General features: G+C 35.0%; 12 protein-coding genes and 2 pseudogenes. 11 read left to right on the top strand and 3 right to left on the bottom strand.

The genetic code is table 11. The features are described from left to right. The first annotated feature begins 226 nt into the window (after nucleotides 1–226). The gene (locus NE257_RS00485; protein WP_007209109.1) at nucleotides 227–496 is read left to right on the top strand and encodes a type II toxin-antitoxin system Phd/YefM family antitoxin; all 270 of its coding nucleotides are present in this window, start codon (nucleotides 227–229) and stop codon (nucleotides 494–496) included. Next, complete coding sequence (locus NE257_RS00490) at nucleotides 489–746, top strand: Txe/YoeB family addiction module toxin (protein ID WP_007209108.1); 258 nt, start codon at nucleotides 489–491, stop codon at nucleotides 744–746. Before NE257_RS00485 ends, NE257_RS00490 begins: the two co-directional genes overlap by 8 nt. Nucleotides 747–815: 69 nt before the next feature. Here the strand turns inward: NE257_RS00490 and NE257_RS00495 are convergent. Next, nucleotides 816–1,496 (bottom strand): annotated as a pseudogene (locus NE257_RS00495) (IS6 family transposase). 80 nt (nucleotides 1,497–1,576) lie between these two features. Here NE257_RS00495 and NE257_RS00500 point away from each other — a divergent pair. The 6 genes and pseudogenes from NE257_RS00500 to NE257_RS00525 form a co-directional block, all read left to right on the top strand. Next, nucleotides 1,577–1,732 (top strand): annotated as a pseudogene (locus tag NE257_RS00500) (replication protein); the annotation flags it as partial. 16 nt (nucleotides 1,733–1,748) lie between these two features. Next, nucleotides 1,749–2,183 carry a GNAT family N-acetyltransferase gene (locus NE257_RS00505; RefSeq protein WP_007209105.1) on the top strand — a complete coding sequence of 145 codons (435 nt, stop codon included), beginning with the start codon at nucleotides 1,749–1,751 and terminating at the stop codon, nucleotides 2,181–2,183. A gap of 466 nt (nucleotides 2,184–2,649) precedes the next feature. Continuing rightward, entirely contained in the window at nucleotides 2,650–4,500 is a 1,851-nt protein-coding gene (locus tag NE257_RS00510; protein WP_251885541.1) for a heavy metal translocating P-type ATPase, read from the top strand. Nucleotides 4,501–4,563: 63 nt separating this feature from the next. Beyond that, nucleotides 4,564–4,800, top strand: coding sequence for a heavy-metal-associated domain-containing protein (locus tag NE257_RS00515; RefSeq protein ID WP_007209103.1), 237 nt, complete (start codon nucleotides 4,564–4,566; stop codon nucleotides 4,798–4,800). 1 nt (nucleotide 4,801) lies between these two features. Beyond that, nucleotides 4,802–5,347, top strand: a complete 546-nt coding sequence (locus NE257_RS00520) for a Dps family protein (protein WP_251885542.1) — start codon at nucleotides 4,802–4,804, stop codon at nucleotides 5,345–5,347. 22 nt (nucleotides 5,348–5,369) lie between these two features. Next, nucleotides 5,370–6,068 (top strand): Crp/Fnr family transcriptional regulator, encoded by a 699-nt coding sequence (locus NE257_RS00525; RefSeq protein WP_007209101.1) that lies wholly within the window; start codon nucleotides 5,370–5,372, stop codon nucleotides 6,066–6,068. A gap of 156 nt (nucleotides 6,069–6,224) precedes the next feature. On the opposite strand, the gene NE257_RS00530 is transcribed toward NE257_RS00525, so the two are convergent. After that, nucleotides 6,225–6,659, bottom strand: a complete 435-nt coding sequence (locus NE257_RS00530) for a cupin domain-containing protein (protein WP_007209100.1) — start codon at nucleotides 6,657–6,659, stop codon at nucleotides 6,225–6,227. A 110-nt stretch (nucleotides 6,660–6,769) separates the two neighbouring features. Here NE257_RS00530 and NE257_RS00535 point away from each other — a divergent pair, with 110 nt between their 5' ends. After that, complete coding sequence (locus NE257_RS00535) at nucleotides 6,770–7,426, top strand: ABC transporter ATP-binding protein (RefSeq protein WP_052607513.1); 657 nt, start codon at nucleotides 6,770–6,772, stop codon at nucleotides 7,424–7,426. Between the two features lies 1 nt (nucleotide 7,427). After that, nucleotides 7,428–8,207 carry an ABC transporter permease gene (locus NE257_RS00540; protein ID WP_007209098.1) on the top strand — a complete coding sequence of 260 codons (780 nt, stop codon included), beginning with the start codon at nucleotides 7,428–7,430 and terminating at the stop codon, nucleotides 8,205–8,207. 326 nt (nucleotides 8,208–8,533) lie between these two features. Here the strand turns inward: NE257_RS00540 and NE257_RS00545 are convergent, their stop codons facing one another. Next, nucleotides 8,534–9,085, bottom strand: a complete 552-nt coding sequence (locus NE257_RS00545; RefSeq protein WP_251885543.1) for a transposase — start codon at nucleotides 9,083–9,085, stop codon at nucleotides 8,534–8,536. Nucleotides 9,086–9,302: 217 nt separating this feature from the next. Between NE257_RS00545 and clpL the strand changes: the two genes are divergently transcribed. Next, nucleotides 9,303–11,417 carry an ATP-dependent protease ClpL gene (gene clpL / locus NE257_RS00550; protein ID WP_007209095.1) on the top strand — a complete coding sequence of 705 codons (2,115 nt, stop codon included), beginning with the start codon at nucleotides 9,303–9,305 and terminating at the stop codon, nucleotides 11,415–11,417. The last annotated feature ends 77 nt before the right edge of the window (nucleotides 11,418–11,494 follow it).

An 11,494-nucleotide genomic window follows, 5' to 3' on the forward strand; every position in this document is an offset into this window, starting at 1 on the left:
CAATTGCAACGCAAAAGTACACAACTCCGCAAGAAGCCTAGGTTAAAATAAAAAGTCATTGCGGGCAACCTGAAATTCCTCTAAAGTTATGGTTCCGACACTATAACTGGAGGTAAGAAAAGGGTATACCCTAAATGATCAATATTAAAAAAATACTAAATTATAGATTTATTGTACGATATATTGTACAATAAATAGAAAGATAAATAAATGGGAGGGATTTATAATGGAAGCAGTAGCTTATTCTAATTTCCGACAAAATCTAAAAAGTTATATGAAACAAGTCAATGAAGATGCAGATACATTGATCGTCACTTCAAAAGATATTGAAGATACGGTGGTTGTACTTTCAAAAAGGGATTATGATGCTATGCAGGAGACTTTGCGAGTATTATCGAATAATTATGTGATGGATAAAATTCGAAGAGGAGATAAACAGTTTGAATCAGGAAATTTCACTACTCGAGAATTACTTGAGGTAGAAGAGGATGATTAAAGCTTGGTCAGATGATGCATGGAATGATTATATTTATTGGTATGAACAAGGAAATAAAATGAATATAAAGAAGATTAATAAATTAATCAAAGACATTGATCGTACACCATTTTCAGGAATTGGAAAACCAGAACCATTGAAACATGACTTGTCAGGGAAATGGTCAAGAAGAATAACGGATGAACATCGACTAATTTATGCTGTAAAAGATGAGACGATTTATTTTTATTCGGCAAGAGATCACTATTAAAAATATTCGTAATATGGTTCTGTTTCAAAGTTTAAAAACAAATCATACTACTACTTGTTTTACAATAAATTATGGTGGAATCCCTAGTAAAATTTTGATTTCAGTGCAGACTGAAAAGCCGAAGAGATTGCTTTCTTTTCGGCTTTTCTTATATATTCCTCAAATAGTTTCCATGCCCATAATCGTGGTAGAGGCAGTACGGATACTTTGGTAAAATTTACTGCGACGTTTGATTGGACGATGATCTTGTTCAATGAGATTATTGAGATATTTAACCGTTCTATGTTCTGTTTTTAGTATAGAATCCGTTTTTTGTAAATTTTTAACCACACTACCTATAGACGGGGCTTTATCTGTTACAAGAACCTTTGGCTCCCCGAATTGCTTCTTTAATCTTTTTAAAAAGGCATAAGCTGCTTGTGTATCTCGCTTTTTACGTAACCAAATATCTAAAGTTAGTCCATCTGCATTAATTGCTTGATGTAAATAGTGCCACGTTCCTTTGATTTTGATATAGGTTTCGTCCATTTTCCACGAATAAAAAGATTGTCTATTTTTCTTTTTCCAAATTTGATACAGGACTTTACCGTATTCCTGTACCCAACGGTAAATGGTTGTATGACAGACATTAATCCCACGGTCATAAAGAATTTCTTGAACTTCTCGATAACTTAGATGATAGCGAAGATAGTAACCTACAGCGACAATCATTACATCTACCTGAAATTGTTTGCCTTTAAAGTGATCCATCTTTTGTCCTCCAAGCTATCTTTTTTCTCTATTCTATCTTAAAATTAGTTTATCAGGAAATTTTGCAACAGAACCGTTTTGAATATGGTTTATCAAGTATGAAAGTTATTAATTCTGTTTTACGTTCTCACACTGGTTTGATTAGATTATATTTTGATGCAGTATATCAAGAAAGAAAATACGGTAGATTTAATGTTGATTATGAAACAGGAGAAATATTTAAGGGTAAAAAATGAAAATAGGAATTACTAAATGATTAAAAAATTAACTGAAATGAGTACACATCAATTAGGTCAAATTATGAATATTTGGTTGCATAGTAATATTGAAGCTCATAGCTTTATTTCAAGGGATTATTGGGTAGGTAACTATAATTTAGTTGAGCAGATGTTACCCAAATCAGACATTTATGTGTATTATCAAAATGATGAAATAATAGGGTTTCTGGGTTTGGATAATAATTATATCGCTGGTATTTTTGTCAAGAAGGAGTCACGCAACAAAGGGATAGGCAGAGAATTATTAAACGAAGCCAGAAAAGAAAAAAACGAATTGACTTTGTCTGTTTATAAAAAAAACGATAAGGCAATGAAATTTTATATGCGTAATGACTTTGTAGTTAAATCTAAATATGCTGAAAAAGAGACTGAGCAAGTATCGTATGATTTATTTTGGAAAAATACCTGAATCTGGATTTAAAGCTGACTGTATTATGGTCAGCTTTTTTTGTGGTTAAGCTGACATCAGCTTGCCCTGTTTATGCAAAATAAGAGTACATACAATTGAATACCACATGATAAGAATGAAGCGATAGAATCAGTTCCGAATACAAAAATTTCTGCATTGTGACTGCTTTTGGTAAGGGTTTGAAAGGCTTAGAAATCTACATGTGAAGTTCCTATTATGACATATTCATTCGTATTACCTCCATGTTTCCATATCTATCCAATCTAACTTGAATATTATACTCTATGTTAGTTATATTGTATCTGACTTTGTGAAAAAACAATATAATGATTTTAAATAAAATTTAAATTAATAAGTATAATATTTCTAATTATTTAGAACTACTACATAAACTTGATAGTAATCAAGTTTATGTCTCTTAAAAACTAATATACTGTGGTTGTACTAAAGTATAGGAGGGGTTTATATGCAACAGACTATTTTGAAACATAAAAATCATATTACAGTTATTAGTGGTCTATTCATTATTATAGGTTTTATTGCACATTTCATCTTTACCAATACGGTTATCTTTAATAGTGCTTTTATAATTGCTTCCATATTGGGTGTTATACCAATTGCAATACAGGCTTATCAGGCTATAAAAGTAAAAGTAGTGAGTATTGATATTTTAGTAACGATAGCCGTTATTGGTGCTTTCTTTATTCAAAATTACGAAGAGTCAGCTATTGTTACTTTTTTATTTTTATTTGGGTCATATTTAGAACAGCGTACACTTAAGCAAACAAGGTCTGCTATTAAAGAGTTGACGGAAATGGCTCCAGAGACTGCTTTTAAGCAATTGAACGAGGGACAATTTGAAGAAGTAGATATTGATAAAGTAGAGGAAGGGGATATTCTCTTAGTAAAAACTGGGTCCAAGATTCCAGTAGATGGTAGGGTAACTACTGGAAAAGGATATGTAAATGAGGCTAATATCACCGGCGAATCTTTACCTCTAAAGAAAGAGAAAGGTGACAAAGTATTTGCCGGTACCATTATGGATAATGGGACTATTCAAATAGTCGCTGATAGAATTGGGGAAGATTCTACATTTGGTCGAATTATTGAATTAGTAGAAGAAGCACAAGATTCTAAATCGGAAGCTGAACGATTTATTGACCAGTTCTCTCGTTGGTATACACCTGTGGTCCTTATCATTGGGCTATTAGTTTGGCTACTAACTAAAGATACAGCACTTGCGGTTACTGTATTAGTACTTGGTTGCCCAGGGGCCTTGGTCATTGGTGTACCTGTTTCAAATGTCGCGGGTATAGGAAATGGTGCAAAGAATGGAATTTTGTTTAAAGGTTCTGAAGTGATTAGTCATTTTGCGAATGTAGATACAATCCTATTTGATAAAACAGGTACCTTAACTGAAGGAAAGCCTGAAGTTAGCGAATTCGTTTACTATGGAAATAATCAAGAGGAGGATTTATCTCTATTATACTCGGTTGAAAGGGAATCTGATCATCCCTTAGCTGTCGCTATTACAAATAAATTAGCGCAATATAAACTAAGACCTGTAGATAATACGCAGGTTATAAAAGGTGGGGGTGTAATTGCTCACGTTGACGGACACATTGTTACAGTAGGGAATAAAACCTTAATGGAACAAGAAAATATACCACTATCTGATGATATTCTTAAAGAATTAGATAAATTAGAAAGAGCCGGTAGTTCAATTGTATTAACGGCAGTTGATCGTAAGTTAATTATTTTAATGGGAATCCGTGACCAAGTTCGAGCAGGTGTTAAACAAGACCTACAAAAATTAAAATCACTTGGTGTTAAAAATCTCATTGTATTATCAGGGGATAATCAAGGCACAGTTAATTTAGTTAAAAAGGAACTAGGATTAACCGAGGCTCATGGCGATATGCTACCTGAGGACAAGCAAGCATTTTTAAAAGAAAGACAGTCTACTGGTGAAATTGTTGCGTTTATTGGTGATGGTGTGAATGATAGCCCCTCTCTAGCTACTGCAGAAGTAGGGATAGCTATGGGAAATGGAACAGATGTAGCCATTGAAAGTTCAGATATTGTTCTAATGAATTCCAATTTTAATCGTCTCCCCCATGCTTTAGGTTTAGCTAAAGAGACATACGCGAATATGAGACAAAATATTCTGATTGCTGTTGGTGTGGTGATAATATTACTCTTTAGTTTAATATTCAGTGAATGGATGTCTATGTCAATTGGTATATTAGTTCACGAGGCAAGTATTTTAGTCGTTATTTTAAATGCAATGAGATTAAGAAGATATCAATTAAAATAATTGATCCGTATCAATTTTTTTAAAAAAAATACCTTATATAATTTATTTAAAGGAGTGATAGATATGACTAAAGCAACATTAAAATTAGAAACATTAACTTGTCCATCATGTTTACAAAAAATTGAAAGTGGTTTAAAAAAGACAGCTGGTGTAGAAAAAGATTCTGTAAAAGTACTGTTCAATGCAAGTAAGGTAAAAGTAGATTTTGATGAAGAACAAGTCAATTTGAGTACAATTGAAAGAGCTATTGAAAACCTAGGATATTCAGTTATTAGTTCAAAAGTAAAGGAAGGTGTATAAAATGACAACAGCAAATGAAAGACAAGAAAAATTAGCTGCTGAAAAAGCATATAAAGAACACATTCATCATACAAAGATTAATGCTGCAGCTGTCATAGATCATATACTTGCTAATATCCATACCTTACATGTAAAATTACATCAATATCATTGGTATGTGAAAGGACCACACTTCTATTCGTTGCATACGGTCTTTGAAGACTTGTATAATGAAAATGAAGAATGGTTTGATCGCTTGGCAGAGCGCTTGTTAGCGGATGGTAACAAGGTAGCTTCGACAAGTGCTGAATTCCAAGAATATACAACTATTAAGGAAAGTCCAGCTGATAAGTATTTAGAGGCGGAAGAAATGGTGGCACAAATTGTAGAAGATTTCCGGTCTAACCGTGACTTCACCATCAAAGCCATTCGTTTGGCGCAAGAAGAGGCCAATGATGCGCTGGAAGATCAGTTGATTGCTTATAAAGATAGTTTGGATGTAAATATTTGGAAACTACAAGCATTTGTTGGAAAAGATGCTTTAGATGACGATGACTATATCGACTAAGATTAGTTAAGGAGGAAGGTTTATGGCTCACCACCATCACCATGGAGAAGGGCATACGACTTGTGTGCGCTTAGTGCCCATTTTTAACCATTTATCCGATGAACAAATGGATTTAATCGCGGCATCGGCGCATACGAGGAAAGTTTCAAAAAATGAATTGCTCTTTCGTGTCGGTGAAAAAGACGATACGCTCTATATTATTTCTTCGGGACGGATTCGAATCTACCAATTGAACGAGTCCGGTCGGGAGCAAACGATTCGCATTTTAAATCCTGGTGATTTTACGGGAGAGGTAGCCATTTTCCAATCGGATAAAAGACATCACAGTTATGCATTAGCAGCCCTGGATACGACCGTTTGTATGATTCGTAAGGCAGATTTGGATAATCATTTAGACAATTATCCTGAAATAACGCGCCGGATTTTGGCGGATGTGACTCGACGTTTGCAAGTATCGGAAAAACAAACGACTCAAGTGGGGATTGAAAATGTGGCATCGAGAATTGTAGCTTTTCTGGCTGATTATGTGGTAGACGAGAATAACCATACCTTTGTTGACTTACCTATGACGAGAAAGGACTTGGCTTCCTATTTAGGCACAACACCAGAAACGATCAGCCGGAAGTTCTCAGCTTTGGAAGAACAAGATTTGATTCGACAACATGCCAAGAATCGAATTGAAATTATGGATTTAGATGAATTGCTGTTTTCAGTAGAATAGAAAAAGAGCTTGCCAGATTAGAGTCTGACAAGCCTTTTTTGCAGGTCTTATTTAATTATTATTTTAAAGCATCTACCATTATTTTGCCGAAAGTTAACAAAAAACCCTATATTCAATTAGGAATTAGGGGCTTCTTCATTTTTCTTTATTATAAAATTATTCGTTAGGATCGTCTTCAGCATCTTCTTGCGTTGAATGAACTGTACCTGGAACATGATCTGGGCTAGCATAAATTGTATAAAGTTTTAAGGGTACATTTCCTTTGTTAGTAATATTATGCCATACACCAAGCGGTACAAACACAGCTTCATCTTCGCTTACTTTTTGTTCAAAAGATAAGTTATCCTCAGATGGTCCCATTTGGCATAGACCATCCCCTTGTTCGATACGGATAAATTGGTCATTTTCATTATGGACCTCCAGGCCGATATCTCCACCAACAGGAATTTCCATAACAGTTAATTGTAATTTCTCTCCAGTCCAAAGAGTAGTACGAAAATTAGTATTATCTAATGTTTCCTTCTCTATATTTATAACATAAGGTTTCTTGTCGTTATCAACATTACCGATTAAGAATTTATCATTATTCATATTTATCCCGCCTATACTCTAAATCTTATATCTTTAGCTAAATATTTCAAGTAAAAACACTTTATAATATATGATACAATATTCGTATATTATAAAGGAGGTTTCTGGATTTGGATAGTATAGTAGTGTTCGAAAATGTGACCTTTAAACCTGGAGAAGAAAGTCTGTTAGAGGATATTTCTTTTCAAATTAAAGCGAATGAAATGATAAGGGTTGAGGGGCCTTCGGGAAGCGGTAAAAGTACTTTATTACGACTGATTTCATCGCTGATCCCGAGAACCAGTGGCGACATAATTTATAAGGATCAAATTTTGGAAGAAGTGAATTATCAAACCTATCGCAAATCCATTTCATATGTTTCACAAAATCCTCATTTATTTGGACGAACAATTCGTGATAATTTTGAATTGGTTTTTGAAGCACATGATAAAGCTTTTGATGAAAAAACCATTTTAGATTATATGGCGGAATTTGGTTTAGCACATATTGATTTGGATAAATCAATTCATAAAATATCCGGTGGGGAAAAGCAACGGATTGGTTTAATTCGGCACCTAATTTTTCCACCGGCAGTCTTATTGCTAGATGAAATCACTTCATCTCTAGATGAGGACAACCGTCATAAGGTTTGGGATAATTTGTTAGCCTATAAACAAAAACATCAAGTGTCTATTATGTGGGTGAGTCATATCCAAGATGACGCCGTGTTACCAGACCGGATATTCAAAATTCAGGACCACACATTAAGTATTGAAAGGGGTGCATAATATGACAAGTGAATTGACAGTATCACCATTATCACTCGTTTTCTCTTTTGTTCTGGTATTATTTGCCATATCTATCTCTTATAAAGAGAAATTAGGATTGGAAAAAGATATCCTGTGGGCCATGTTGCGGATGGTTGTTCAATTAATCATTATTGGCTATGTTTTAACTTACATTTTTCAAATAGATTCTATAATAGTTACGGCAGTCATTATGATTTTTATGATTATCAATGCGGCTTATAATGCTGACAAACGTGCGGATAAAATACCAAATGCTTTTAAAATTTCCTTAACCGCGATTGTAGTGGGGGTAGTTGCTTCCATTTTAGTCTTAGTTATTTCAGGTTCCATTCAATTTGTACCAGCGCAAATTATTCCTATTACGGGTATGTTGGTAGGGAATGCTATGTCAGTTATTGGTTTGTCATTCCGAAATTTAAATAATGAATTTTCTAAGGCACAACAGGAAGTAAATGAACGTTTGGCTTTAGGGGCATCCATCAAATTAGCTTCTACCGATATTCTGCGCGAATCAATTAAAGGATCACTGCAACCGACAATCGATTCTGCTCGTACAGTTGGTTTGGTACTCCTCCCCGGAATGATGGTTGGGATGATGTTAGCGGGAGCAGTACCTCTAAGTGCGATAATGTACCAGATTTTGATTTACTTCATGATGGTATCAACCTCAGCTATTACATCTTTAATTGCCGTATATCTTTCATACAAGTACTTTTACACAGACTTTGGTCAATTGAATATTCTAGATAATGAAAAATAAAACTACAATACCTTTAAAGAAAGTTGCGATATGCTCCCCCTAAAGTAGACTTATTTTATTAAGTGTCTACTTCAGGGGGAGCATATCATTTTTAGTCATCAGTCCTATATATTGTAGAGCCGTTTTAATCTTTTTATTTGTAGATCATATATATACATAATTACCTACCTAATCATTTTAAAATGGCTCTAAATCGTCCTGTCAGCGTCTATTTTATTTGTCAAAATCAAAAGTTATCTTATTTTCAACAATTTTCAAGGTTCTGTTGCAAAGTTTAAAAACAAATCATACTACTACGTGTTTTACAATAAATTATGATGGAATCCCTAGTAAAACTTTAATTTCTTCTTTATGCATTTCATTTTACAACTTACCAAAACTTTAATTTCAGTACAGACTGAAAAGCCGAAGAGAGTGCCTTCTTTTCGGCTTTTCTTGTATATTCCTCGAATGGTCTTCATGCCTTTAATCGTGGCTGAAGCCGTTCGAAGACTTTGATAAAACTTATTTCGCCGTTTCATTGGACGATGATCTTGCTCAATTAAGTTATTGAGATATTTCACTGTTCGATGCTCTGTTTTCAAATAGAATCCATTTTTCTGTAACTTTTTAAACGCACTACCTATAGATGGGGCTTTATCTGTAAGGAGAACCTTTGGCTCTCCGAATTGTTTATTTAATCGCTTTAAAAAGGCATAAGCTGATTGTGTATCTCGTTTTTTACGTAACCAAATATCTAAAGTTAGTCCATCTGCATCAATTCCATGGTCATAAAGAATTTCTTGAACTTCTCGATAACTGAGAATATATTGAAGATAGTAACCTACAGCGACAATCATTACATCTTCCTGAAATTGTTTGCCTTTAAAGTGATCCATCTTCTTTCCTCCAAGCTAGCTTTTGACTCTAGTTTATCTTAAAACTAGTTTATCAGTAAATTTTGCAACAGAATCAAATTATCCTAATTATTTCTAATTGATTCTGTAAGCACTTTGCTTAGCGATACAACTAAATTGTGATAGAATTAAGTTATAGTTTTAGAGGATATTATGGTCACTAAGTTACATCTATAAATTTTTATGGAGGTGTTTTAATATGGCAAATTTCTATGGAAATGATCCTTTTTTCAACAATGATATGGATGATGTTTTCAATCAATTGTTTCGGCGCATGGATAATCAAAATTCGGAGCGTGCACGGTATTTAGTTAATGGGCAATCGTTGACACCGGATGAGTTTGCTCAATACCGAGCAACTGGTAAGCTACCCCAAAATAATAAAACAATAGAAGTATCTAAAGATGGTAAACAGGCTGTTAAAAAAGGAGGGATTTTAGAAAAGTTAGGGAATAATTTGACGGAACAGGCTCGTGATGGATTACTAGATCCAGTGATTGGACGTGAGAATGAGATTCAAGACACTGCAGAAATTTTGAGTCGTAGAACGAAAAATAATGCAATCTTAGTTGGTGATGCCGGTGTAGGTAAAACTGCAGTCGTCGAAGGTCTGGCACAAGCAATTGTGGCTGGTAAAGTTCCAGAAACGATTCAAGACAAAGAAATCTATTCGATTGATTTATCGTCTTTGGAAGCGGGAACTCAATATCGCGGTTCTTTTGAAGAAAATATTAAACAGCTGGTAGAGGAAGTTAAAGCAGCTGGTAATATTATTCTATTCTTCGATGAAATTCATCAGATTCTCGGCACGGGTGCCACTGGTGGTGAAGATGGTGGCAAAGGATTGGCTGATATCATTAAACCTGCTTTGTCACGTGGCGAGCTGAGTGTAATCGGGGCTACGACTCAAGATGAATATCGCAATACTATTTTGAAAAATGCGGCTTTGGCACGGCGATTCAATGATGTTGTGATTAATGAACCCACGGCCGCTGACACTTTACGTATATTACAAGGTGTTAAAGAGCTGTACGAAAAACATCATCATGTTGTATTACCAGATGATGTTTTGAAGGCGGCTGTGGATTATTCGATCCAATATATACCACAACGCACTTTGCCAGATAAAGCTATCGATTTGATCGACATGACTGCGGCTCATTTAGCGGCTAAAAATTCGCAAACTGATGTTGAGACATTGGATCAACGCCTTAAAAAATTAGAGGCAGCTAAGGAGGCCGCCATTAAAGCAGAGGACTTTGCAAAAGCCGCTGATATCAAGAAGTCGATCGAGGAAACCAAGCAAAAAATTAAAGAAACGGATCAAAAAGAAAAAATCACTGCCACGATTGATGATGTGGCACAATCGGTTGAACGTTTAACTGGTATACCAGTTTCTGATATGGGCGCTAATGATATTGAGCGCTTGAAAAATCTTGATAAGCGTCTGAAAAGTAAGGTAATCGGTCAAGATGAAGCGGTTGAAATGGTAGCAAAAGCAATTCGGCGTAACCGTGCGGGCTTTTCAGAGGGTGATCAGCCGATTGGAAGTTTTCTGTTTGTGGGCCCAACGGGCGTAGGAAAGACTGAATTAGCTAAGCAATTAGCCTTAGATATGTTTGGAAATGAAAATGCGATTATTCGGCTAGATATGAGTGAATATGCTGATCGTACAGCTGTGTCGAAATTAATTGGTACCACGGCTGGATACGTAGGCTATGATGATAATAGTAATACTCTAACTGAACGGGTTCGGCGTAATCCATATTCCATTGTATTGTTAGATGAAATTGAAAAGGCTGATCCACAAGTATTAACGTTACTGTTACAATTGATGGATGATGGGCGCTTAACGGATGGACAAGGCAATGTCATTAATTTCAAAAATACGATTATTATTGCTACTTCTAATGCTGGCTTTGGTAATGAAGCATTAAGTGGTGACAAGCAACGAGATCAGTCATTAATGGATAAGTTAGCACCATTTTTCCGCCCAGAATTTCTGAACCGTTTTAATGGAATCGTGGAATTTTCACATCTGACTAAGGAAGACTTAAGACAAATTGTCGATTTGATGTTGGCGGATGTACAAAAAACTTTAGCCAAAAAATCCATCAAACTTGAGGTAACTGAAGCGGCCAAAGATTGGCTGATGGAACAAGGCTATGATGAAGCAATGGGTGCGCGGCCATTACGGCGAGTAATTGAACGACAAATTCGTGATAAGGTAACAGATTTCTACCTTGACCACTTAGATGTCAAAAACTTGAAGGCTGATTTAGTGGATGATGAGATTGTGATATCGGCAGCTTAGCTTAAATCAGTGTTCATAAATAACTTTATGTAAGAGGAGATTTATTAGGCTCTTTGTCAAATAGTGTTGTTTTATAT

The organism is Enterococcus italicus (assembly GCF_023743875.1).
GTDB lineage: Bacteria > Bacillota > Bacilli > Lactobacillales > Enterococcaceae > Enterococcus_G > Enterococcus_G italicus.